At 59.4% G+C, this 23,959-nt stretch carries 27 protein-coding genes; 16 read left to right on the forward strand and 11 right to left on the reverse strand.

Annotated elements, in window-relative coordinates:
• Nucleotides 1–72 precede the first annotated feature (72 nt).
• The 5 genes from KB890_RS14390 (at nt 73) to KB890_RS14410 (ending at nt 4,312) form a co-directional block, all read left to right on the forward strand.
• Complete coding sequence (locus tag KB890_RS14390) at nt 73–1,695, forward strand: alpha-glucoside-specific PTS transporter subunit IIBC (RefSeq protein WP_002923307.1); 1,623 nt, start codon at nt 73–75, stop codon at nt 1,693–1,695.
• Entirely contained in the window at nt 1,692–3,014 is a 1,323-nt protein-coding gene (locus KB890_RS14395; RefSeq protein ID WP_004181589.1) for a 6-phospho-alpha-glucosidase, read from the forward strand. The genes KB890_RS14390 and KB890_RS14395 overlap by 4 nt, the downstream gene beginning before the upstream one ends.
• Nucleotides 3,015–3,115: 101 nt before the next feature.
• Nucleotides 3,116–3,463: a YidH family protein gene (locus tag KB890_RS14400; RefSeq protein WP_002923305.1), complete on the forward strand. Its 348-nt coding sequence runs from the start codon at nt 3,116–3,118 to the stop codon at nt 3,461–3,463.
• Nucleotides 3,453–3,815, forward strand: a complete 363-nt coding sequence (locus KB890_RS14405) for a DUF202 domain-containing protein (protein ID WP_002923304.1) — start codon at nt 3,453–3,455, stop codon at nt 3,813–3,815. The genes KB890_RS14400 and KB890_RS14405 overlap by 11 nt, the downstream gene beginning before the upstream one ends.
• A gap of 74 nt (nt 3,816–3,889) precedes the next feature.
• Entirely contained in the window at nt 3,890–4,312 is a 423-nt protein-coding gene (locus KB890_RS14410; RefSeq protein ID WP_002923302.1) for a radical SAM protein, read from the forward strand.
• 3 nt (nt 4,313–4,315) lie between these two features.
• Here the strand turns inward: KB890_RS14410 and dsdA are convergent, their stop codons facing one another.
• Both dsdA and dsdX read right to left on the reverse strand, forming a co-directional pair.
• The gene (dsdA, locus tag KB890_RS14415) at nt 4,316–5,644 is read right to left on the reverse strand and encodes a D-serine ammonia-lyase (protein ID WP_004181588.1); all 1,329 of its coding nucleotides are present in this window, start codon (nt 5,642–5,644) and stop codon (nt 4,316–4,318) included.
• 17 nt (nt 5,645–5,661) lie between these two features.
• On the reverse strand, nt 5,662–6,999 hold the full coding sequence (dsdX, locus tag KB890_RS14420; RefSeq protein ID WP_004173855.1) for a D-serine transporter DsdX: 1,338 nt from the start codon (nt 6,997–6,999) through the stop codon (nt 5,662–5,664).
• Between the two features lie 91 nt (nt 7,000–7,090).
• Between dsdX and KB890_RS14425 the strand changes: the two genes are divergently transcribed.
• Entirely contained in the window at nt 7,091–7,225 is a 135-nt protein-coding gene (locus KB890_RS14425; RefSeq protein ID WP_004145063.1) for a hypothetical protein, read from the forward strand.
• Nucleotides 7,225–8,148, forward strand: coding sequence for a DNA-binding transcriptional regulator DsdC (gene dsdC, locus KB890_RS14430; RefSeq protein ID WP_004150274.1), 924 nt, complete (start codon nt 7,225–7,227; stop codon nt 8,146–8,148). The genes KB890_RS14425 and dsdC overlap by 1 nt, the downstream gene beginning before the upstream one ends.
• Before the next feature lie 159 nt (nt 8,149–8,307).
• On the opposite strand, the gene emrD is transcribed toward dsdC, so the two are convergent.
• The 5 genes from emrD to KB890_RS14455 all read right to left on the reverse strand — a co-directional run bounded on the left by emrD (nt 8,308) and on the right by KB890_RS14455 (nt 11,846).
• Nucleotides 8,308–9,492: a multidrug efflux MFS transporter EmrD gene (gene emrD, locus KB890_RS14435; protein WP_004181587.1), complete on the reverse strand. Its 1,185-nt coding sequence runs from the start codon at nt 9,490–9,492 to the stop codon at nt 8,308–8,310.
• Nucleotides 9,493–9,667: 175 nt separating this feature from the next.
• On the reverse strand, nt 9,668–10,501 hold the full coding sequence (locus tag KB890_RS14440; RefSeq protein WP_002923296.1) for a DMT family transporter: 834 nt from the start codon (nt 10,499–10,501) through the stop codon (nt 9,668–9,670).
• A gap of 68 nt (nt 10,502–10,569) precedes the next feature.
• Nucleotides 10,570–11,016, reverse strand: a complete 447-nt coding sequence (locus tag KB890_RS14445) for a GNAT family N-acetyltransferase (protein ID WP_002923294.1) — start codon at nt 11,014–11,016, stop codon at nt 10,570–10,572.
• Nucleotides 11,017–11,106: 90 nt separating this feature from the next.
• Nucleotides 11,107–11,226: a type I toxin-antitoxin system toxin TisB gene (gene tisB / locus KB890_RS14450; RefSeq protein WP_004145059.1), complete on the reverse strand. Its 120-nt coding sequence runs from the start codon at nt 11,224–11,226 to the stop codon at nt 11,107–11,109.
• 452 nt (nt 11,227–11,678) lie between these two features.
• Nucleotides 11,679–11,846, reverse strand: a complete 168-nt coding sequence (locus KB890_RS14455; RefSeq protein WP_004150272.1) for a hypothetical protein — start codon at nt 11,844–11,846, stop codon at nt 11,679–11,681.
• Between the two features lie 12 nt (nt 11,847–11,858).
• On the opposite strand from KB890_RS14455, the gene ivbL reads away from it, so the two are divergent.
• The 8 genes from ivbL to KB890_RS14495 all read left to right on the forward strand — a co-directional run bounded on the left by ivbL (nt 11,859) and on the right by KB890_RS14495 (nt 19,747).
• Complete coding sequence (ivbL, locus tag KB890_RS14460) at nt 11,859–11,954, forward strand: ilvB operon leader peptide IvbL (RefSeq protein WP_002923286.1); 96 nt, start codon at nt 11,859–11,861, stop codon at nt 11,952–11,954.
• A gap of 104 nt (nt 11,955–12,058) precedes the next feature.
• Complete coding sequence (gene ilvB / locus KB890_RS14465; protein ID WP_004181586.1) at nt 12,059–13,747, forward strand: acetolactate synthase large subunit; 1,689 nt, start codon at nt 12,059–12,061, stop codon at nt 13,745–13,747.
• Between the two features lie 3 nt (nt 13,748–13,750).
• Complete coding sequence (gene ilvN, locus KB890_RS14470) at nt 13,751–14,038, forward strand: acetolactate synthase small subunit (RefSeq protein ID WP_002923283.1); 288 nt, start codon at nt 13,751–13,753, stop codon at nt 14,036–14,038.
• Nucleotides 14,039–14,188: 150 nt separating this feature from the next.
• A complete protein-coding gene (gene uhpA, locus KB890_RS14475) occupies nt 14,189–14,782 on the forward strand; it encodes a transcriptional regulator UhpA (RefSeq protein WP_094965550.1) in 594 nt (197 codons plus the stop codon).
• 17 nt (nt 14,783–14,799) lie between these two features.
• Nucleotides 14,800–16,281, forward strand: a complete 1,482-nt coding sequence (uhpB, locus tag KB890_RS14480; RefSeq protein ID WP_020324525.1) for a signal transduction histidine-protein kinase/phosphatase UhpB — start codon at nt 14,800–14,802, stop codon at nt 16,279–16,281.
• Between the two features lie 11 nt (nt 16,282–16,292).
• The gene (locus tag KB890_RS14485) at nt 16,293–17,621 is read left to right on the forward strand and encodes an MFS transporter (protein ID WP_004181584.1); all 1,329 of its coding nucleotides are present in this window, start codon (nt 16,293–16,295) and stop codon (nt 17,619–17,621) included.
• Nucleotides 17,622–17,766: 145 nt separating this feature from the next.
• On the forward strand, nt 17,767–19,158 hold the full coding sequence (gene uhpT / locus KB890_RS14490) for a hexose-6-phosphate:phosphate antiporter (protein ID WP_002923280.1): 1,392 nt from the start codon (nt 17,767–17,769) through the stop codon (nt 19,156–19,158).
• Between the two features lie 136 nt (nt 19,159–19,294).
• A complete protein-coding gene (locus KB890_RS14495; RefSeq protein WP_004181583.1) occupies nt 19,295–19,747 on the forward strand; it encodes a DUF1198 domain-containing protein in 453 nt (150 codons plus the stop codon).
• Nucleotides 19,748–19,875: 128 nt separating this feature from the next.
• On the opposite strand, the gene KB890_RS14500 is transcribed toward KB890_RS14495, so the two are convergent.
• Nucleotides 19,876–20,199, reverse strand: coding sequence for a helix-turn-helix domain-containing protein (locus tag KB890_RS14500; RefSeq protein WP_004173862.1), 324 nt, complete (start codon nt 20,197–20,199; stop codon nt 19,876–19,878).
• Nucleotides 20,183–20,542: a type II toxin-antitoxin system RelE/ParE family toxin gene (locus tag KB890_RS14505; protein ID WP_004181582.1), complete on the reverse strand. Its 360-nt coding sequence runs from the start codon at nt 20,540–20,542 to the stop codon at nt 20,183–20,185. Before KB890_RS14505 ends, KB890_RS14500 begins: the two co-directional genes overlap by 17 nt.
• A 211-nt stretch (nt 20,543–20,753) precedes the next feature.
• On the opposite strand from KB890_RS14505, the gene nepI reads away from it, so the two are divergent.
• A complete protein-coding gene (gene nepI, locus KB890_RS14510) occupies nt 20,754–21,947 on the forward strand; it encodes a purine ribonucleoside efflux pump NepI (RefSeq protein WP_004181581.1) in 1,194 nt (397 codons plus the stop codon).
• Here the strand turns inward: nepI and phnX are convergent.
• Nucleotides 21,944–22,753, reverse strand: coding sequence for a phosphonoacetaldehyde hydrolase (phnX, locus tag KB890_RS14515; RefSeq protein WP_004181580.1), 810 nt, complete (start codon nt 22,751–22,753; stop codon nt 21,944–21,946). The genes nepI and phnX overlap by 4 nt on opposite strands.
• Before the next feature lie 9 nt (nt 22,754–22,762).
• Nucleotides 22,763–23,866, reverse strand: coding sequence for a 2-aminoethylphosphonate--pyruvate transaminase (gene phnW / locus KB890_RS14520; RefSeq protein ID WP_004181579.1), 1,104 nt, complete (start codon nt 23,864–23,866; stop codon nt 22,763–22,765).
• Between the last annotated feature and the right edge of the window lie 93 nt (nt 23,867–23,959).

Here is a 23,959-nt window from a genome sequence, read left to right on the forward strand (position 1 = left end):
TTCTCCAGTCAGGCCGGTAATCAAGAAAAAGAAGGCCACTCACCCTACGAGTTGTTACATGAGGATTTCCCAATGCTCAGTCAAATACAACGCTTTGGCGGCGCCATGTTTACCCCGGTTTTATTGTTTCCTTTTGCCGGGATTGTGGTCGGTATCGCCATCATGCTGCGCAACCCGATGTTCGTCGGCGAAGCGCTGACCGCACCCGACAGCCTGTTTGCCCAGATCGTTCACATCATTGAGGAGGGCGGCTGGACCGTCTTTCGTAATATGCCGCTGATTTTCGCCGTCGGTCTGCCGATCGGCCTGGCGAAACAGGCCCAGGGCCGGGCCTGTCTGGCGGTGCTGGTGAGCTTTCTCACCTGGAACTATTTTATCAACGCCATGGGGATGACCTGGGGCCACTTCTTCGGCGTCGATTTTTCCGCTGAACCCACGGCCGGCAGCGGCCTGACGATGATTGCCGGGATCAAAACCCTCGACACCAGCATTATCGGCGCCATCGTCATCTCCGGTCTGGTGACGGCCCTGCACAATCGCTATTTCGATAAACCCCTGCCGGTATTCCTCGGCATCTTTCAGGGTTCATCGTTTGTGGTCATTGTCGCCTTCCTCGCGATGATCCCTTGCGCCTGGCTGACCCTGCTCGGCTGGCCAAAGGTCCAGCTGGGTATTGAATCGCTGCAGGCCTTTCTGCGCTCAGCCGGGGCGCTTGGAGTGTGGGTTTACATCTTCCTTGAGCGCATCCTGATCCCCACCGGCCTGCACCACTTCGTCTATGGCCCGTTCATCTTTGGCCCGGCGGTGGTGGAGGGCGGACTGCAGGTCTACTGGGCAGAGCATCTGCAGGCGTTCAGTCAGAGTACGGAACCGCTGAAGACGCTGTTCCCGGAGGGCGGCTTTGCCCTGCACGGTAACTCGAAAGTGTTTGGGTCGGTGGGGATTGCGCTGGCGCTCTATTTCACCGCCGCGCCGGAAAACCGCGTCAAGGTCGCCGGCCTGCTGATCCCCGCCACCCTGACCGCGATGCTGGTCGGGATCACCGAGCCGCTGGAGTTCACCTTCCTCTTCATCTCGCCGCTGCTGTTCGCCGTTCACGCGGTGCTGGCGGCGACCATGGCGACGGTGATGTACATCTGCGGCGTGGTGGGCAACTTCGGCGGCGGCCTGCTCGATCAATTCTTGCCGCAAAACTGGATCCCAATGTTCCATCACCACGCTTCGATGATGTTCATTCAGATAGGCATCGGCCTCTGTTTCACCGCCCTCTACTTCGTAGTCTTCCGTACCCTGATCCTGCGTCTGAACCTGAAGACGCCTGGCCGGGAAGAGAGCGAAATCAAGCTCTACAGCAAGGCCGATTACCAGGCGGCACGAGGTAAAACCACGGCCGCCGCCGCGCCAGAGACCCGGCTGGGTCAGGCCGCTGGCTTCCTGCAGGCCCTCGGCGGCGCCGACAACATTGAAAGCATCAACAACTGCGCCACCCGACTGCGCATCGCGCTGGTCGATATGGCGAAAACGCAAAGTGACGACGTCTTTAAAGCGCTGGGCGCCCACGGGGTAGTACGCCGCGGCAACGGGATTCAGGTCATCGTCGGCCTGCACGTTCCCCAGGTGCGCGACCAGCTGGAAAACCTGATGAAAGATTCTCTTTCGACCGAACATACCACCATGACGGAGGCAGTATCATGAAAAAATTCTCAGTTGTTATCGCAGGCGGCGGCAGCACCTTCACCCCGGGCATTGTCCTGATGCTGCTGGCAAACCAGGATCGTTTTCCGCTGCGGTCGCTGAAATTTTACGACAACGACGGCGCGCGCCAGGAGACCATCGCCGAGGCGTGCAAAGTGATCCTCAAAGAGCAGGCGCCGGAGATTGAATTCAGCTATACCACCGATCCGCAGGCGGCGTTTACCGATGTTGATTTTGTCATGGCGCATATCCGCGTCGGGAAATATCCGATGCGTGAACAGGATGAGAAAATTCCGCTACGCCACGGCGTGCTGGGCCAGGAGACCTGCGGACCGGGCGGGATCGCCTACGGTATGCGCTCTATCGGCGGCGTGCTGGAGCTGGTGGATTATATGGAAAAATATTCGCCGAACGCCTGGATGCTTAACTACTCCAACCCGGCGGCGATTGTGGCGGAAGCCACTCGTCGTCTGCGGCCGAACGCCAAAATCCTCAACATCTGCGATATGCCGATCGGCATTGAAGGGCGGATGGCGCAGATTGTCGGCCTCAAAGACCGTAAACAGATGCGCGTGCGCTACTACGGCCTCAACCACTTCGGCTGGTGGACCTCGATTGAGGACCTCGACGGCAATGATTTGATGCCGAAACTGCGCGAATATGTGGCGAAATACGGCTATGTGCCGCCCTCGAACGATCCGCACACCGAGGCCAGCTGGAACGACACCTTTGCCAAAGCGAAAGATGTGCAGGCGCTGGATCCGCAGACCATGCCGAACACCTACCTGAAATATTATCTGTTCCCGGACTATGTGGTAGCCCACTCCAACCCGGAACGCACCCGCGCCAATGAGGTGATGGATCATCGGGAGAAAAACGTCTTCAGCGCCTGCCGGGCGATCATCGCCGCCGGGAAATCCACCGCCGGCGATCTGGAGATTGACGAGCATGCCTCCTATATCGTCGATCTGGCGACGGCTATCGCCTTTAACACGCAGGAAAGGATGCTGCTGATTGTGCCGAACAATGGCGCGATCCATAACTTTGACGCCGACGCGATGGTGGAGATCCCTTGTCTGGTAGGCCACAACGGACCGGAGCCGCTGACGGTAGGCGACATCCCGCATTTCCAGAAAGGGCTGATGAGCCAGCAGGTGGCAGTGGAAAAACTGGTGGTCGATGCCTGGGAACAGCGCTCTTACCACAAGCTGTGGCAGGCGATTACCCTGTCGAAAACCGTGCCGAGCGCCTCGGTGGCGAAAGCGATCCTCAACGACCTCATTGCCGCCAACAAAGATTACTGGCCTGAGCTGCATTAATCCCCGTTATAATACCGGCGCCCTGCGGGGCGCCGGTTCTTCTCCCCGGTTCCTGATTTACGCTATGCTGAAGCCTGCAGCGCGATGAACAAGGAACTGTAATGAAAATCTCCCGCCTCGGCGAAGCGCCGGATTACCGCTTTTCGCTGGCTAACGAACGCACCTTTCTGGCATGGATCCGCACGGCGCTCGGTTTTCTTGCCGCCGGCGTCGGCCTTGACCAGTTAGCGCCGGACTTTGCCACGCCGCTGATCCGTGAAATTCTCGCCCTGCTGCTGTGTCTCTTTGCCGGCGGCATGGCCATCTATGGCTATCTGCGCTGGCTGAATAACGAGAAGGCGATGCGCCTCAAGCAGGACCTTCCCTATACCCGCACGCTGCTGGTGATTAGCATTCTGCTGCTGGCGGTGGTGGCCGCGGTGATGCTGCTGGTGGTGTATGGCGGATAAACGCCGGGCGCGGCGGGAAAGCGATCCCGGTCTTCAGCCAGAGCGCACCTCGCTGGCCTGGTTTCGCACCCTGTTGGGCTACGGCGCGCTGATGGCGCTGGCGATTAAGCACAGCTGGCACCGCGCCGGCCTGCCGTTCTGGCTGTCGATCGGTGTACTGGCGATTGTGGCGGTGATCCTCTGGGGCTATACCCGCCGTCGTCATCTGATGGATGTCGACGATAGCGATTTTTTACAGCCGCGGGCGGTTCGTGACAAATTTTTGATCGCACTCGCAGTACTTTCTCTGGCATTCCTGTTTGCTGTTACTCACCTTCAACCGATCGTTTTATTCATTAGGGATATGTCATGACAGGATGTCCGGCGAATTTGCCTCTCACTCATGCCCCCGGCCAGCAACATGACACTCCCTTTCAGGCTGTCGTGGTGGAGGCGCATCATTGCCATCAACCGCAGGCGTTCTATGCGCAGCTGCGTCAACAGGGGCTCACCGCTATCCATTTTATTCCGCAGCTGGCGGCCGGCGACGCCGCGCTTTGGGGAGAGTTTCTCTGCGCAGTCTTTCACCGCTGGGTGCGGGAAGATATTGGGCGCATCAATATTTTACTGTTTAGCGAGACGCTGAGCGCCTGGTGCGGCGAGACGCTGACCCAGCCAGGCGCGCCGGCGGCCAACAGCACCTGCTACGGCTGCCCGTGGCTGCGCCTGTGCCGCTGTGGCGAACAGGAAGACCCGCTGTGCGCGGGTTACCGGCAGTTCTACGATTTTAGCGGGCCTTATATGCGAGTGATGCGGGACCTGCGGCGACAGCAGCGGCCGCCAGAGGCGCTGATGCCGCTGCTGCGCTAAAGATTAGCGCCCCTTCGCCAGGTACTGCGCCATCTCCTCCTCCGGCACCATGCCGCCGCCGGTGGCCCACACCAGGTGGGTGGCCTGCTGCAGCTGTTGCTCACTCAGCCCCTGCAGCTGATGGTACGCTTTGCTGGCGCAGACCCGCTGCGCTCCGGCCATCCCGGCCAGCGCGGAGGGTTCAAGGCGGATATTTTCCGCTGCCGCCAGCCAGCCCAGCATGTCATACATCTTCTGGTCGTCAAGGGTATAGAACCCGTCGAGCAGGCGCTCCATTGCCCGGCCAACGAACCCGGACGCCCTGCCGACCGCCAGACCGTCGGCCGCGGTCAGGTTATCAATGCCTAAATCCTGCACCGCTATCTGGTCGTGGAGCCCGGTATAGACGCCGAGCAGCATGCATGGCGAATGGGTCGGTTCGGCGAACAGGCAGTGAACATGGTCGCCGAAGGCCAGCTTCAGGCCAAATGCCACGCCGCCGGGGCCGCCGCCGACGCCGCACGGCAGATAGACGAACAGCGGATGATCGGCATCGACCACGCGCCCTGCTTGCGCGAACTGCGCTTTCAGGCGCTCGCCGGCTACGGCATAGCCGAGGAACAGCGTGCGCGAGTTTTCATCATCGATAAAAAAGCAGTTCGGATCGGATTCCGCTGCCTTGCGCCCCTGTTCGACCGCCACGCCATAGTCCTCTTCATACTCAACCACCGTTACGCCGTGGCTGCGCAGTTTGGCTTTTTTCCACGCCCTGGCATCGGCGGACATATGCACCGTGACTTGAAAACCAATGCACGCGCTCATGATGCCGATTGACATCCCAAGGTTGCCGGTGGAGCCGACGGCGATGCTGAACTGGCTAAAGAACTGTTTAAACTCCGGCGTCAGCAATTTGCGATAATCGTCTGCGGTCGTCAGCAGCCCGGCTTCCAGCGCCAGCTTTTCCGCATGGGTCAGCACTTCATAAATCCCACCGCGCGCTTTGATTGATCCGGAGATCGGCAGATGGCTGTCTTTTTTCAGCAGCAGTTCGCCGCTAATTGGCTGGCCGAATTTTTGCTCAAGGCTGCGTTTCATTGCCGGAATGGCAACCACTTCTGATTCGATAATCCCGCCGCTCGCGGCGGTTTCCGGGAAGGCTGCCGCCAGATAGGGCGCGAAGCGCTGAAGGCGGGCATGGGCGTCTTGCACATCGTCGGCGGTCAGACCGACGTAAGGCAACCCCTCCGCCAGGGTGGTGGTTGCCGGGTTAAACCAGGTGGTTTCTTTCAGGGCGATCAGATCCTGCACAAGCGGGAAGGTCGCGGTTAAGGTGGTCAGGTCAACGTGTTTCATCATACGTCTCTTTGCGCTCAGATAATGAAAGAAAGCAGGAAGGTGGCGGCCAGTGCAAGTAGCGACGCGATAAATGTCGCTGTCGTGTAGTACTTGAACGTTTCACTGAGGCTGGCGCCGCAGTACTGTTTTACCAGCCAGAACAGGGAATCGGTGACGATCGTGCAGCCAATGGCGCCGGAACCGATGGCAATGGCGATGATCTCCGGGCTTACGCCGGGATAAAGCGGCAGCATCGGGGCAACGATGGCGGTAGCGCCCATCATCGCCACGGTGGCGGAGCCAACGGCGGCGTGCAGGATAAGCGCCACCAGCCAGGCCAGCAAAATCGGGTGCATATCAAGGTTCGACAGGATCACCGCGAGGCTATCGGCCAGGCCGCTGGATTTCAAAATCGCGTTGAATGCGCCGCCGGCGCCGATAATCAGCAGGATGTTGGCGATGGACCCAAAGCCGTTTTCGGTATGAGTCAGCAGAACGCCCATCCCCATTTGCCGACGGATGCCGAGCATGTAATAGGCGACAAAGACGGCGATAAACATCGCGGTGATGGGGTTGCCGATAAATTCCAGCACTGTATACAGCGTGCCGCCTTTCGCCATATTCAGTTCAGCGACGGTTTTCACCAGCATCAGGCCAATCGGTAACAGCACGGTAAACAGCGTGGCGCCGAGCGACGGCAGCGTCGATTCTTCGCGAACGTCGAGGTTGGAAAACTCGGCTGGCACTGGTTTAAACGGCAGGCGGTTGCCGAGCAGCCTGAGGAACAGCGGGCCGCCGACCAGCGAGGCGATCAGACCGACCAGCAGGCCATAGACGATAACCGTCCCGATATCAGCCCCCAGTTTATTCGCCACGAACAGCGCGGCCGGATGCGGCGGTACCACGCAGTGCACCGCCATCAGCGCGGTACACAGCGGAATAGCCAGCTTCAGCAGCGAAGTATTGGTTTTTTTGGCGATGGAGAATGCCAGCGGGATCAGCAGCACCACCCCGACTTCGACAAACAGGGTAATGCCGCAGATCAGGCCGACCAGCACCATAATCACATCCGCCGACAGCCAGCGGCAGCGCTGGAGCGTCAGGCCGATGCGCTCCGCCGCGCCGGAGACCTCCATCATCTTGCCGAGAATGGTGCCGAGACCGATCACCGCCGCCAGGAAGCCCAGCGTACCGCCGATCCCGCTCTCAATGGCGTTGACCATCTCCAGCGGGCCCATTCCCATCATCGCCCCGACGAAAAAGCTCGCCAGCAGAAGCGCCAGAAACGGATGAAACTTCAGTTTGACGATGGTTAATACAATTAACACGATGCTAATCAGCAATGTGCTCACAACCCAAATTTGCGATTCCATACCCCACCTCGCCGTAAGTAACGTGTGGTTATTGAACAGAAACTCGGCATGGGCTGACAAACGATATAAATGACCTTTCAGATGAGCCAAATTGAATCAAAAAGGTGATTTAGCTCTAAAAGTGACCTCTAAATATGCTATGGGTCAAATTAACTCATCCTTTAGCGGAAGTTCCGGCGTTATTTTTTTATCATCCAGACTCCCTTTTATCGCCAGGAGCGCATAATGGATGTGCTAAAAACCTTAGGTACCCGGTTGCTGAACGGCTGGCAACTCTCCAGGCTGTCGACGTTTGAGGTGGCGGCGCGGCACGAGTCGTTCGCCCTTGCCGCCGACGAGCTGGCGCTCACCCCAAGCGCCGTCAGTCACCGGATTAATCAGCTGGAAGAGGAGCTGGGGATCCAGCTCTTTGTCCGCTCGCACCGCAAAGTGGAGCTGACGCGTGAAGGGAAGCGCGTTTACTGGGCGCTGAAGGCGTCGCTGGATGGTCTCAATCAGGAGATTCTGGACATCAAAAACCAGGAGCTCTCCGGCAGTCTGACGGTCTACTCGCGGCCCTCTATCGCCCAGTGCTGGCTGGTGCCGGCGCTGGGGGATTTCAGTCGCCGCTACCCGGCCATCTCGCTGACCGTGCTGACCGGCAACGATAACGTCAACCTGCAGCGGGCGGGTATCGATCTGGCAATCTATTTTGATGACGCGCCGTCGTCGCAGCTAAGCCACCATTTTCTGATGGATGAGGCGATCGTGCCGGTATGTACGCCGTATTACGCCCGCCAGCTGCAGTTAACGTCAAATCCTGCCAGTCTGCGCCACTGTACGCTGCTTCACGATCGCCAGGCATGGAGCAATGATTCCGGCACCGATGAATGGTTCAGTTGGGCACAGCAATTTGGGATTGAACTGCCGCAATCGTCGGGCATTGGCTTCGATCGTTCTGATTTAGCGGTGATTGCGGCGATGAATCATGTCGGGGTAGCGATGGGGCGTAAACGGCTGGTGCAGAAGCGGCTGGAGAGTGGGGAGTTGATCGCCCCGTTCGGCGATATGACGCTGAAATGCCATCAGCATTATTACGTGACCACCCTGCCGGGCCGTCAGTGGCCGAAAATCGACGCCTTTATCGAGTGGCTGCATAGCCTGACCTGAAAATGAGCCGGGCTATCCCTCGGTGTTGTTAGGGAGGCCGGGTAAGGCGTGAGCCGCCACCCGGCAAAATGACGGCACTGCGCATGCGCGGGCCGGCAGACGACCAGTCCGGTAGCCCGGATAAGGCGTCAACCGCCATCCGGGGAACGGCCGCCGCGCTTATACCGGCTGCTGATGGTGGGTGAAGCGCGAGGCCAGCGGCAGCCAGCACAGCAGAATCAACAGGCCCATCAGCATCATCAGCAGGCCGAGGCTGCCCTGACCGGTTTGCGGCATCATCGCCGACAGCCAGGCCAGCACGCCGGAGCCGATATTCTGCAAGCCGCCCACCAGCGCCCCGGCGGTTCCGGCGAGGAACGGGAACGGCTCCATCGCGCCGCTGGTGGCCAGCGGGAACAACATCCCGGCGCCGAAGAAGAACAGCGCCGCAGGCACCAGCAGGGTCCAGACGGTCATGATGCCCAGCAGCCCTGGGATCCACATCATCAGACCTGCCAGCAGGCAGCAGATCACCGACTGCCACATCAGGGTCGGGAAACGCTTGTTCGGCCGGCCGGCAAACCACGCCCCGAAGAACGCCGCCGGGATCGGCAGAATAAACAGAATACTCACCGCCATGCTGCTCAGGCCGAGCACCGCGCCCATCAGCACCCCGGAGCAGGCTTCGAATACCGCAATCCCCGCCAGGCCGCCGATCAGCATCAGCAGATAGCAGTTAAAGGCGCCGGTGCCGAACAGCGTTTTGTAGCTGGCCAGAAGTTTGGTGCGCGGCGCCCCTTCCGGGCGCGTTTCCGGCATCCACTTCGCCATGCTGAAGGTCACCCCGGCGCACAGGACCAGCAGGAAAGCGTAGCAGGCGCGCCAGCTCCACAGGGTGTCGAGGATGCCGCCGAGCAGCGGGGCAATCAGCGGGCTGACCAGAATACCCATATTTAACAGGCTATTGGCATGACGCAGCTGAGCGCCTTCGTACAGGTCGCGGGGCAGGGTACGCGCCATCACGCCGCCGACCCCGGTGCCCATCCCCTGCATGGCGCTGGCGGCGATCAGCACTGGCAGGCTATGGGTGGTAATAGCTACCAGCGTCGCCAGCATAAAAATCGACATCCCGACGAGGATCACCGGTCGGCGACCGACGCGGTCAGAGAGCGGGCCGTAGAACAGCTGTGAAATACCGTAGGTCAGCAGATAGGCCGCCATCACGCTTTGTACCGCCCCTTCGCGGACGTTCAGCGCGACCGCCATGTCAGCGATGGCCGGAATATAAATGGTCTGCGCCATCTGGCCGACGGCCACCAGCAGTACCAGCATCAACAACAAATTGAAGTTCTTATGCCGTTTCATGTCGATGAATACTTTGTGAGTAAAGAGAAATGAAGAATATGTGACTGGCACATCCCGTAAACGATGGAGGAATCTACCATATTAAAATGACAGAACAACTGCAAAGTGCCGATTGTTGAGGGAATTCCAGGCAGATTATGTAAACAGGAACGGCAACTAATGTTGCCATCTCAGGCTACGCCAGGCGCAGGAGGATCGCCCCGGCGGCAATCCCGCAGGCGGCCACGATGCGCAGCGGCATCAGTTGCTCTTTCAGGACGATAAAGGCGATCAGCGCGCCGAAGAGAATGGAGGTTTCACGCAGCGCGGCGACCACCGCCAGCGGGGCCTGGGTCATCGCCCATAGCGCCAGGCCGTAGGAGCCCATGGTGCCGATCCCGCCGAGGATGCCTTTTTTCCAGTGCTGACGTAAATAACGACTGGCCTCACGCCGTCGCGCCACCATCGCCCAGCACAGCAGGCAAAAGCCGTTCATAAAAAAGGTCCACAGGGTGTAGCCCAGCGCCGAGCCCGCCAGCCGGACGCCGGTGCCGTCCACCAGCGTATAACCGGCGATAAAGCAGGCGTTGATCAGCGCCAGCACGATGCCTTTGCGCGAGCTGGCGCGGCCGTTAAAGGCCATCGCCAGAATCGCCAGGCAGATGACGCCGATACCCAGCCAGGCCAGCGGCGACAGACGATCGCCGAGGAACAGCACGCTTATCGCCGCCACCAGCAGCGGCGCAGTGCCGCGCATCAGCGGATAGGTCTGGCTCATATCCGATACCTGGTAGGTCTTCGCCACCAGCACCGTATACACCACCTGTAACGCGCACGACGCCAGCAGATAGGGGGCGCTGACCAGCGCGGGCTGCGGGGCAAAGGGGAGCATCACCAGGGCGATCAGCGCGGCCGAGCCGCTGACGCCGATCGCCGCGTACATTTTATCGCCGCTGGCTTTGACGATAGCGTTCCAGCTGGCGTGCAGCAGGGCGGCGAACAGCAAAATGCAGAATACGGTGAGGGTCATCGCAGACAGGTTCAACAGTGAAGGTCACCGGAATGTAACACGCGCCCGCGCTGCCTGCCAGCGGGGGGTTAAAGCGAACAAAACAGGCGATGCGTTACCCGCGGTTCATCGTACACCGGGCGAAAACCAAGCCTTTCATAAAAGGGCCAGGCCTGCGCCGGGGCATGGGTGTTGAGAAAGTCGAACCAGGCGCTGGAGTGGGTGATAACCGAGACCAGCAGCTGCTGGCCGATGCCCCGGCGACGATAGCGTTCGCTGATGTAGAGGTGGCGAATGCGCCCGGCCCGCGGCTGCGGACTGAAGGGATCGCTATTGATGCCGCATACCCCTACCAGCTGGTGGTTGACGAAGGCGCCCAGCAGCGTTTCGCCCGGCGCGTTAAAGCGGTTTTTGCCGCTCTGCCAGTTTTCCGCCAGGCGGCGCAGCATATTGAAATGCTGTTCAAGGCTTTCAATTCGTAGCGCCGCGAACCCCGGGGCATCCGGCGTCGTGGCGGCAATTAACAGGGGTGGCATAGCATCCTCCATCAAGTCATACCGGGACGCCCGGCGGGCGCCTGCAGGGGGGCGGTTTCCCGCCCCCCTCAGGTGCGACTTGAACCTGAATCAGCGGAACTGTTTCAGGACTGCATCAAGTAGTTGCAACACAGCAACCATGAGTTTCAGGATCAAAATAATAATATCCATTCCGCCCATACGCGCGTCTCCTGTGGTTAAGGAGCACAATAAGCTGACGTACCTTTCCGCTGCCCGTTGCCAGCTTATCCCTGCCTGTCGCCGGCGGCGTCTGCCCTGGCCGATAGTTCGTCCTTTCCATGAACGGCTTCCCGGCCCGCCGCCTGCAACGACAGGGGTGCGCAGCGCTGAGCCACGCGTTGCCGCGCGGGCCAGTGACTGCACGTTGTTGACGTAACACAGTGTGCTCTCTCGGGGTTAAGGCACTGACGGCACCACCCGTTTCAGCCAGGACTTCGTTGCGCCGGTCAAACTTGCGGCCCCCGAATGGCACAAAGTGAACACACCCAGTATAGATAAATACTGTATGGATGAGCAGTATTTTTTGGACAAATCCGCCCCTCTCATCCATACTCTATGACAGAGAAAAACCGACCTTAAATTGCGCGAACTGCAGCGATCGCGTATACTTTTGGCGTTGACGTAATACAGTGTGCTTGCGGCTACCACCTGTAACCATGCTGATAAAAACCTCGCTCCGGCGGGGTTTTTTGTTTTCTGTCCTTTTGCGCCGAACTGTGATCTTTCGCGCAAATTTTCGTGGATGAAAATAAATCCATTGTGAAAACGTAAAACCTGTGTTTGTATAAATTCAGCTTATTTTTCGACACAACAGGTCCCTAATGAACGCAACCCTGATCGCTTCGACCCTACTAAAAACCGCGCCAGCCGCGGTGGTCGTCGTGTCTGTGGTGGTCGTCGTCGGCAATGCGCCGTAGGGTCCGGAACAACACGAATTCCAAACCCCGCCGGCGCAAACCGAGCGGGGTTTTTTGTTGGCGAGCCCCCCGGTAAAGTCGGCCCAGAAGAAAAGGACTGGAGCATGGCAAGTTCGGGCACCACATCAAACACAATGCGCTTTACCGGCGCGCAGCTGGTTGTTCATTTACTGGAGCGCCAGGGTATCACTATGGTCAGCGGCATTCCGGGCGGCTCCATCCTGCCTATCTACGATGCCTTAAGCCAGAGCACGCAGATCCGCCACATCCTGGCGCGCCACGAGCAGGGCGCGGGCTTTATCGCCCAGGGGATGGCGCGTACCGAAGGCAAGCCGGCGGTCTGTATGGCCTGCAGCGGCCCGGGGGCGACGAACCTGGTGACGGCGATCGCCGATGCCCGCCTGGATTCGATTCCGCTGGTCTGCATCACCGGCCAGGTACCGGCCTCGATGATCGGTACCGACGCCTTCCAGGAAGTGGACACCTACGGCATCTCTATCCCCATCACCAAACATAACTATCTGGTGCGCGACATTGCCGAGCTGCCGCAGGTGATCAGCGACGCCTTCCGTATTGCCCAGTCCGGGCGTCCCGGGCCGGTGTGGATAGACATTCCTAAGGACGTGCAGTCGGCGACCATTGAGCTGGAAGCGCTGCCTGAGCCTGGCGAGCGCGCCCCGGCACCGGCATTCGCGCCTGAAAGCGTGCGTGAAGCGGCGGCAATGATCAACGCGGCGAAACGCCCGGTACTGTATCTGGGCGGCGGGGTGATTAACGCGCCGCAGGCGATCCGTGAGCTGGCGGAAAAAGCCAACCTGCCGACCACCATGACCTTAATGGCGCTGGGCATGCTGCCGAAGGCGCATCCTTTGTCGCTGGGCATGCTGGGGATGCACGGCGCGCGCAGCACCAACTTCATTCTGCAGGAGGCGGATTTACTGATTGTTTTAGGCGCCCGTTTTGATGACCGGGCGATTGGCAAGACCGAGCAGTTCTGCCCGAACGCGAAGATTATCCACGTCGATATCGACCGCGCCGAACTGGGCAAAATTAAGCAACCGCACGTGGCGATTCAGGGCGATGTGGCGGAAGTCTTAGCCCAGCTGAACCCGCAGATTGAGGCGCAGCCGCGCGAGGAATGGCGCCAGCTGGTGGCCGACTTGCAGCGCGAATTCCCCTGCGCCATCCCGCAGGAAAGCGACCCGCTCTCCCATTACGGCCTGATTAACGCCGTGGCCGCCTGCGTGGATGATGAAGCGATCATCACTACCGACGTTGGCCAGCACCAGATGTGGACGGCGCAGGCCTACCCGCTCAATCGTCCGCGCCAGTGGCTGACCTCCGGCGGCCTCGGCACCATGGGCTTCGGCCTGCCGGCAGCCATCGGCGCGGCGCTGGCCAATCCGCAGCGCAAGGTTATCTGCTTCTCCGGCGACGGCAGCCTGATGATGAATATTCAGGAGATGGCCACCGCCGCCGAAAATCAGCTGGATGTAAAAATTATCCTGCTGAACAACGAAGCGCTGGGGCTGGTGCATCAGCAGCAGAGCCTGTTCTATCAGCAGGGCGTTTTTGCCGCCACCTATCCGGGGATGATTAACTTTATGCAGATTGCCGCCGGTTTTGGCCTGCAAACCTGTGATTTAAATAATGAATTCGATCCGCAGGCGGCGCTGCAGGCGATCATCGACCGTCCGGGGCCGGCGCTGATCCACGTGCGCATCGACGCACAGCAGAAAGTGTATCCGATGGTACCGCCGGGTGCGGCCAATACTGAAATGGTGGGGGAATAAGCCATGCAAAAACAATGTGATAACGTCATTCTGGAACTCACCGTCCGCAACCATCCCGGCGTCATGACCCACGTGTGCGGGCTTTTTGCCCGTCGCGCGTTTAACGTCGAAGGCATTCTCTGTCTGCCAATTCAGGGCAGCGAACACAGCCGCATCTGGCTGCTGGTAAATGATGACCAGCGACTGGGGCAGATGATTAGCCAGATTGAAAAGCTGGAAGATGTCACCAAAGTGGCGCGTAACCAGTCCGATCCCACCATGTTTAACAAAATTGCGGTGTTCTTCGAATAGCGCTCAAGGCTTGAACAGCCACGCGCTTATCGCTAAGGTAAGCGCCTTTACCGGATGACGCTGCGCTTATCCGGCCTACAAGCAGTGAATCCGTAGGCCGGATAAGGCGTTTACGCCGCCATCCGGCGTTTTCAGGCACCAGGACACACCATGACCACCATCGCCCTTATTGACGATCATTTGATTGTCCGCTCCGGCTTTGCTCAGCTGCTGGGGCTGGAAGCTGATTTTCAGGTTGTCGCCGAATTTGGTAGCGGCCGCGAGGAGCTGACGGGGCTACCGGGGCGCGGCGTGCAGGTCTGTATCTGCGATATCTCAATGCCGGATATTTCCGGGCTGGAGCTGCTCAGCCAGCTGCCGAAGGGGATGGCGACCATCATGCTGTCGGTACACGATAGCCCGGCGCTGATCGAGCAGGCGTTGAACGCCGGCGCGCGCGGCTTCCTGTCGAAACGCTGCAGCCCCGATGAACTTATCGCCGCGGTACGCACGGTGGCGGCGGGCGGTTGCTATCTCACGCCGGATATCGCCATGAAGCTGGCCGCCGGGCGCCAGGATCCGCTCACCAAACGCGAGCGTCAGGTGGCGGAAAAGCTGGCGCAGGGCATGGCGGTGAAAGAGATTGCCGCCGAGCTCGGTCTGTCGCCGAAAACCGTCCACGTACACCGCGCCAACCTGCTGGAAAAGCTGGGCGTCAGCAACGACGTTGAGCTGGCGCGCCGCATGTTCGATAGCTGGCAATGAAGGCCGTCGTCTCACGATTGCTGTCGGTCATCGGCTGCGCCTTTATCTTCGCGGCCGCCTGGTTCTGCCTGTGGAGCATCAGTCTGCATCTGGTGGAACGCGCGGATTTAGCGGTGCTGCTGTTTCCCTTTGGCCTGCGGCTGGGGTTAATGCTGCAATGCCCCCGCGGCTACTGGCCAGTGCTGCTGGGAACCGAATGGCTGCTTATCTTCTGGCTGGCGCAGGAGGTGGCGCTGGCGCACCCGATAATTTTGATGACCGGAAGCCTGCTGACTCTGCTGCCGGTGGCGTTGATCTCGCGCTACCGGCAGCAGCGCGACTGGCTGACGCTGCTGCGCCAGGGCGGGGCGTTAATGGCCGCCGCGCTGCTGCAATCGCTGCCGTGGCTGGCGGAGGGGGACGAGGGGCTTAACGCCCTGCTGTTGACGCTGACCGGCGGCCTGACGCTGGCGCCGACCTGCCTGGTTTTCTGGCACTATCTTACCAGCACCGTCTGGCGGCCGCTGGGGCCGGCGCTGGTGGCGCAGCCGGTTAACTGGCGCGGGCGGCATCTGATCTGGTATCTGCTGTTATTCACCATTAGCCTGTGGCTGCAGCTTGGCCTGCCCGCCGAGCTCTCCCGCTTTACCCCGTTTTGTCTGGCGCTGCCGATTATCGCCCTCGCCTGGCACTACGGCTGGCAGGGCGCGCTGATCGCCACCCTGATGAACGCTATCGCCTTGATTGCCAGCCAGACCTGGCACGATCACCCGGTCGATTTATTGCTTTCCCTGCTGGCACAGAGCCTCACCGGGCTGCTGTTGGGGGCGGGGATCCAGCGGTTACGCGAGCTGAACCAGTCATTACAAAGCGAGCTGGCGCGTAATCGTCGGCTGGCTGAACGCCTGCTGGAGACCGAAGAGAGCGTGCGGCGAGACGTCGCCCGCGAGCTCCATGATGATATCGGCCAGACCATCACCGCGATCCGCACCCAGGCCGGGATCGTACAGCGGCTGGCGCCGGACAATGCCAGCGTGCGCCAGAGCGGTCAGCTGATAGAACAGCTGTCGCTGGGAGTTTACGACTCGGTGCGTAGACTGCTAGGCCGTCTGCGTCCGCGTCAGCTCGACGACCTGCCGCTGGAGCAGGCGGTACGTTCGTTGATGCGCGAGATGGAGCTGGAGGACCGCGGCATTGTCAGCCATCTCGACTGGCGGATTAACGAGGCGGGACTGAGCGAGAACCAGCGCGTGACGCTGTTTCGCGTTTGCCAGGAGGGGCTGAATAATATCGTCAAGCACGCCAGCGCCAGCGCTGTCACTCTGCAGGGCTGGCAGCAGGATGAGCGACTAATGCTGGTGCTGGAAGATGACGGTTGCGGCCTGCCGCCGGGGTCGAATCTGCAGGGGTTCGGCCTGACCGGCATGCGCGAGCGCGTGACCGCCCTGGGCGGCACACTGACGATCTCCTGCACCCACGGTACCCGGGTGTGCGTCAATCTACCGCTGCGTTACGCCTGAGAGGATCGCCGATGTTCGCCTTTTTAAAAGCCCCGCCGGACGCTGCGCCGATTAGCGATAAACGCGAGCTTGATGCGCGTTATCGCTACTGGCGTCGCCATATCCTGTTGACCATCTGGCTGGGCTACGCGCTGTTCTATTTCACCCGCAAAAGCTTTAACGCCGCGGTCCCGGAAATTCTCGCCAGCAACGTCCTGACCCGCAGCGATATTGGCCTGCTGGCCACGCTGTTCTATATCACCTACGGACTGTCGAAATTTTTCTCCGGTATCGTCAGCGACCGCTCCGACGCCCGCTATTTTATGGGGCTGGGGCTTATCGCCACCGGGGTGGTGAATATTCTGTTCGGTTTTTCTTCCTCACTATGGGCTTTCGCGCTGCTGTGGGCGCTGAATGCCTTCTTCCAGGGCTGGGGCTCGCCGGTCTGCGCCCGACTGCTGACGGCCTGGTATTCGCGGACCGAGCGCGGCGGCTGGTGGGCGCTATGGAATACGGCGCATAACGTCGGCGGCGCGCTGATCCCGATGGTGGTGGGAGCGGCGGCGCTGCACTACGGCTGGCGTGCCGGGATGACCATCGCCGGCTGTCTGGCGATCCTCGCCGGACTGTATCTGTGCTGGCGGCTGCGCGATCGCCCGCAGGCGGTGGGGTTACCCGCCGTGGGCGACTGGCGTCACGATGCGCTGGAAATCGCCCAGCAGCAGGAAGGCGCTGGGATGTCTCGTAAAGCGATCCTGACCCGCTACGTGCTGGCCAATCCCTACATCTGGCTACTGTCGCTGTGCTATGTGCTGGTGTACGTGGTGCGGGCGGCGATTAACGACTGGGGCAATCTGTATATGTCGGAGACGCTAGGCGTCGATCTGGTGACCGCTAACTCGGCGGTGACCATGTTTGAGCTGGGCGGTTTTATCGGCGCGCTGGTGGCGGGGTGGGGCTCGGATAAGCTGTTTAACGGCAACCGTGGGCCGATGAACCTGATTTTCGCCGCCGGAATTTTGCTGTCGGTTGGCGGCATGTGGCTGATGCCGTTCGCCAGCTATGTCATGCAGGCGGCCTGCTTCTTCACTACCGGTTTCTTCGTTTTCGGCCCGCAGATGCTGATCGGCATGGCGGCGGCGGAATGTTCGCATAAAGAAGCCGCCGGGGCGGCAACCGGGTTTGTCGGCCTGTTCGCTTATCTTGGCGCCTCGCTTTCCGGCTGGCCGCTGGCGCAGGTGATGGATATCTGGCACTGGACCGGATTCTTCGTGGTGATTGCGATTGCCGCCGGCATTTCCGCGCTGCTGCTGCTGCCGTTTTTAAACGCGCAGGCGCCGCGTACCGCCAGCGAAGCGTGATGTAGCTCACCCTTTCGCCGCGAACGGGGCAAAACTAAGAAATTTTCCCGGTTTTACCTGGACGCCGTCTCAGGCCAGACGGCGCGCTGGTTTTTACAATGCCTGGTTATTACGCAGGCATAAAAAATCAGCTCAGGAGATACCCATGCTGGCCTTTCTGAATCAGGTGCGCAAGCCGACCCTGGATCTGCCGCTCGATGTGCGGCGCAAAATGTGGTTCAAACCTTTCATGCAGTCCTATCTGGTGGTTTTCATCGGCTACCTGACCATGTACCTGATCCGCAAGAACTTTAACATCGCGCAGAACGACATGATCTCCACCTACGGGTTGAGCATGACGCAGCTGGGGATGATTGGCCTGGGCTTCTCCATCACCTACGGCGTGGGCAAGACGCTGGTCTCTTATTATGCCGACGGCAAAAACACCAAGCAGTTCCTGCCGTTTATGCTGATCCTCTCCGCCATCTGTATGCTGGGCTTTAGCGCCAGCATGGGGGCGGGTTCTACCAGCCTGTTCCTGATGATCGCCTTCTATGCGCTGAGCGGTTTCTTCCAGAGCACCGGCGGCTCGTGCAGCTATTCCACCATCACCAAGTGGACGCCCAGACGCAAACGCGGCACTTTCCTCGGCTTCTGGAATATCTCCCACAACCTCGGCGGCGCGGGCGCGGCGGGCGTGGCGCTGTTTGGCGCCAACTATCTGTTCGACGGCCATGTGATCGGCATGTTTATCTTCCCGTCGATTATTGCGCTGATCGTTGGCTTTATCGGCCTGCGCTACGGTAGCGACTCTCCGGAATCCTACGGCCTCGGCACGGCGGAAGAGCTGTTTGGCGAAGCGATCAGCGAAGAGGACAAAGAGACCGAAGAAAATGCGATGACCAAGTGGCAGATCTTTGTTGAGTACGTGCTGAAAAACAAAGTGATCTGGCTGCTGTGCTTCTCCAACATCTTCCTCTACGTGGTGCGTATCGGTATCGATCAGTGGTCCACCGTGTACGCCTTCCAGGAGCTGAAGCTGTCGAAAGAGGTGGCGATTCAGGGCTTTACCCTGTTTGAGGTCGGCGCGCTGGTCGGCACGCTGCTGTGGGGCTGGCTGTCGGATCTGGCCAACGGCCGCCGCGCGCTGGTGGCCTGCATCGCGCTGGCGCTGATTATCGCCACCCTCGGGGTTTACCAACATGCCAGCAACCAGTACGTCTATCTGGCCTCGTTGTTTGCGCTGGGCTTCCTGGTGTTTGGTCCGCAGCTGTTGATCGGCGTCGCCGCCGTCGGTTTCGTACCGAAAAAAGCGATCGGCGCCGCCGATGGGATCAAGGGCACCTTCGCCTATCTGATCGGCGATAGCTTCGCCAAACTGGGTCTCGGGATGATCGCCGACGGCACCCCGGTCTTCGGCCTGACCGGCTGGGCCGGCACCTTTGCGGCGCTGGACGCCGCCGCCGTCGGCTGTATCTGCCTGATGGCCATCGTGGCTATCTTTGAAGAGCGTAAAATTCGCCGCGAGAAAAAGAACCGTATTTTGCAGACCGCCTGATTCACCAGGTATTTGGTAACCTTGCCCGGCCTTCGCGCCGGGCTTTTTTATTTCTTGCGCATTATGCCAGGCCCGACAGTCGACAGCAGGCAAATTCCCATTATGATAGTCAGGCTGCGATTGGATGAGAGGATGCATGATCTGGATAGGACTGGCCACCCTGGTAGTGGTGTTTGTTGTGGGATTTCGGGTGCTTACCTCTGATTCACGCCGCGCGATCCGCCGCCTGAGCGAACGCCTCGGCATCACGCCTGTCCCGCTGGAATCGATGATCGATCAGCTGGGAAAAACCGCCGGTAATGAGTATTTGCGTTACCTGGAGCGGCCGAATGAAGCACATCTGCAGAACGCCGCCCAGGTGCTGCTCATCTGGCAGGTCGCGATTGTCGACGCCAGCGAAAAAAACCTGCATTACTGGTATCGCCTGATGCAAAAAGCGCGTTTAGCGGCGCCGATCACCGAGGCGCAGATCCGCCTGGCGCAAGGGTTTCTGCGCGAGCTGGATCCGGATATGAGCGATTTGCATAACCTTCAGCAGCGCTATAACGACCTGTTTCTCCCGGAAGACGGCGTGCACTGGCTGCACTGATCTCATAGTTATTCGGCCTGGGGTTCATCGCTTTTTGTGCCGGATGGCGGCTGCGCCTTATCCGGCCTACGGTTTCCGCACTCGTCACTTGCAGGCCGGATAAGCGTAAGCGCCATCCGGCAGGATAACTACAGTAGGATTTTCAGGCCGTGTTTTTGTACGACGCTAAGCAATTTTAATGACATTCCGCTCGGTCGTTTAGCGCCAGTCTCCCATTTTTGCACGGTAGACACACTGGTATTCAGATAACGAGCGAACACGGGTTGGCTAACATTGAGTTGTTCACGTAGCGCTTTAATTTCAATGGGTTGAAGTGCGGCTACGCTACCGAGACATGATTCATCAAAATGGCGCATTGTTTCCTGTGGGATTGCGCCAACGCTGAATAGCCCCGACGCAGCGCTATGGATCGCTTCGAAAGCCGGGCTTTTGTATTTATTTTTTGCTGTCATCGCAAATCTCCACTAATTCTTTACTTTTAACTAAGGCCGTCGTTTTCTCTTCAGAGAGATTGGCATAGTGTTTTGCTAACTCACGAAAACCCATTAACTCGCGATGGTTGATATTGGCCATATCCTGTTTGGCATATAGAAAGGTATAAAACCAATACTCTGCGCTTTTGGTAAGGATGATTGCGCGATCGCGATTCTTGTTGAGTCGCTTTTTATAAACCCCTCCTCCTAAATCAACCACCTTGCCCTGAAGCGCAGATTGAATTGCCTGATAGAGCTCGTCGTCGGAAATGCCATGAGAGCTAGCCTCTCTGGCGAACCATTTGGTTTTGAAGATACGCATTGCTGACATCCTGTCGTTAAAAGTATAGCACATAGTGCTATATTAAATTCTCCTGAGATTTGTTAAAGCGATAGCAAGCATCGTTTTTTTAAACATACGAGCAGCTACGCATCCTCTTATGAAAAGCGATGAGAGTTGCGAAAACGTTAAATTCGTCACAAACAAAATGTTACACTGCGCGGCTTTCAGCCACTTTCTTCGCAGGTCACTCATGAGTCATTCAAATGAAACCAAATCCCATGCACGCGATCTCGCGCGGCCAAACTGGTCGGCGGTTTTCGCGGTTGCTTTCTGCGTTGCCTGCCTGATTACCGTCGAATTTCTACCGGTCAGTCTGCTGACGCCGATGGCGCTGGATTTAGGCATCTCCGAAGGGATGGCCGGGCAGTCGGTGACGACGACGGCATTCGTCGCGATGTTTTCCAGCCTGTTTATCACCTCCGTCATTGGCAAAACCGATCGCCGCTATGTGGTTATTCTGTTTTCGCTGCTGCTGACCTTTTCCTGCCTGCTGGTATCGTTTGCCGATAGCTTCACCCTGCTACTGCTGGGGCGCGCCTGTCTGGGCCTGGCGCTCGGCGGCTTCTGGGCAATGTCGGCCTCGCTTACCATGCGTCTGGTGCCGATGCGCGTGGTGCCGAAAGCGCTATCGATTATTTTCGGCGCGGTATCAATCGCGCTGGTGATCGCCGCCCCGTTGGGCAGTTTCCTTGGCGGGCTTATCGGCTGGCGCAACGTCTTTAACGGCGCGGCGGTGATGGGCGTGCTGTGTACGCTCTGGGTGCTGAAAGCGCTGCCGTCGCTGCCCGGTGAATCGGCTTCTCAGCAGCAAAATATGTTTGGTCTGCTGAAGCGTCCGGGGGTGATGGCCGGAATGTGCGCCATTTTCATGGCTTTTGCCGGACAGTTCGCCTTCTTTACCTATATTCGCCCTGTGTACATGACCCTCGCCGGGTTTGATGTCGACGGCCTGACGCTGGTGCTGCTGAGCTTTGGTATCGCCAGCTTTATCGGCACCTCGCTCTCCTCGGTGCTGCTCAAGCGTTCGGTGAAAGCGGCGCTGGCGATTGCGCCGCTGGTGCTGACCGCCTGCGCGGTGGCGCTGGTGCTGTGGGGAGAGAGCAAAATCATCGCCTCGACGGTGGCGATTATCTGGGGCTTCGCGTTTGCGCTGATCCCGGTGGGGTGGTCAACGTGGATCACCCGTTCCCTCTCCGATCAGGCGGAAAAAGCCGGGTCGATTCAGGTGGCGGTGATCCAGCTGGCCAACACCTGCGGCGCCGCGGTCGGCGGCATTGCGCTTGACCACTTAGGGCTGCTGTCGCCGCTGGTGTTGTCAGGGATATTGATGCTGTTTACCGGCCTGCTGGTGGCGGCCAAAGTGAAGGTGAATTCACCCGCTTAAGGCCGCTCGCCTTTTGCCAGCCGGGCATTGATGTTGGCAATCACTTCCGGCAGGTCCGCCAGGGTATCAACCACATAATGCGCCCCGGCGGCATACAGTTTGCCTGCCGCCCGCTCGCGGCGGGTGGCGATTTCCGCTTTCGACATCGCCTGGTACTCCTCCCAGGTTGCGCCGAATTCGTTACCGGACACCGCCAGCCCGACGCTCCACATCCCGGCATGTAACCCTTCGCTGATGCCCGGCGCGGCGTCGTCGACCTTCACGCAGTGGGCCACATCGTCTATGCCCAGGGTAATCACGTTCTGCAGCGCCATCCACGGGCCCGGACGACCGCCGGCGGCAAGGTCATCGGTGGCGACCCAGTGGTCCGGGGCGTAGCCCTGGGCGGCGGCGGCCGGTACCAGCTTTTCCATCACCGGACGCGGATAGCCCGAGCAGGAGCCGATCTTCAGGCCCTTGGCGCGCAGCGCGGCGATAGTGTCGACCACGCCGGCAATCGGTGCGGAAAAATCGACAACCTTAGCGATTTGCAGCGGCATAAACGCGGCGTAGATCGCATCGATATCCGCGGCCGTCATCGCGCGGCCGAATTTGGCCTGCCAGCGGCTATCGACAGCAGGGAGTTTGCCCAGCGCCTCAATGTGCTGCCACTTGCCAAGCCCCATCGGCACGCGGGCCTCTTCAAGGGTTATCTCAATATCGAAGGCCTGGCGGAAGGCCTCGACGAAAATTTGCGTCGGGGCGAAAGAGCCGAAGTCTACGGTGGTGCCTGCCCAGTCAAGGATCAGTGCGCTAATACGGTTCATGGCGGTTCCTTATTGTTTCCAGTACATGGCGTTGTCGATAGCCGCCAGCAGGGCGGTGATATCGGCGTCGTAGACTTCGCCAATGTTGCCGATGCGGAAGCAGTCGCTTTGCGATACTTTGCCCGGATAGATAACGAAGCCCTGATCTTTCAGCTTCTGGTAGAAGGTGTGAAAGCGATACTGCGGCGCATCCGGTGAATAAAAGGCGGTAATGATCGGCGAGTGCAGGCTATCGTCGAGCAGCGGCCGGAAGCCGAGCGCGCGCATCCCGGCGACCAGCCGGCGCTGATTGTTGCGGTAGCGCTGATGGCGAGCGCTGACGCCGCCCTCCTGCGCCAGCTCTTTCAGCGCCTGGGCGAAGGCCAGCACGGTATGCGTCGGCGAGGTGAAGCGCCACTTGCCGTGGTTGTCCTCCATGCAGCGCCACTGGGCGTACAGATCCAGCGACAGCGAGCGCGAACGGCCTTTGCAGGCGGCCAGCTCCGCTTCACGGGCAATCACGAAGGCAAAGCCCGGCACGCCCTGAATGCATTTGTTGGCGGAGCTTATCAGGTAATCAATATTTAGCGCGGCGATATCCAGTGGAATGCCGCCGAAGCTGCTCATCGCATCGACGATATAGCGTTTATCGTACCGTTTCGCCAGTTCGGCCACCTCTTCGATCGGATTCAGCATACCGGTGGTGGTTTCGCTGTGTACCATCGCGATATGGGTGATCGCCGGGTCGTTCTGCAGGATCTGTTCGATCGCGGCCGCGTCCGGACGGGAGACTTCGCCGCAGTCGTAAGGGTGGCAGGCGATGCCCATCAGTTGCGCCATCTCAATCATACGCGCGCCATAGGCGCCATTGCTGACGATCAACACTTTGCCCTGTTCGCCGATGACGCTGCCGAGCACCGCTTCGACCGCGTAGCTGCCGCTACCCTGCAGTAGCACCGCCGTATAACCGTCGGCCGGGGTAGCCAACTGCACCAGCTGCTGGCGAATGGTCTGTACCACGCCGAGATTGTAATCATCATCCCAGGTACAGCTATCGAACAACATCGCCTCTTTTACCGTACGGGAGGTGGTTAGCGGGCCGGGGGTCAGCAGCAGGTAGTTCCGTGAAGTCATTTGTCTCACCATTTGGTCTATACCAGATTTATAGTTATCATGGAGACAAAGCCGGGACAGGGTCAAAGGAAATGTGGCGCTGCAACAAAAAAT

The sequence above is a fragment of the Klebsiella sp. P1954 genome, assembly GCF_018199955.1.
Lineage (GTDB): Bacteria > Pseudomonadota > Gammaproteobacteria > Enterobacterales > Enterobacteriaceae > Klebsiella > Klebsiella pneumoniae.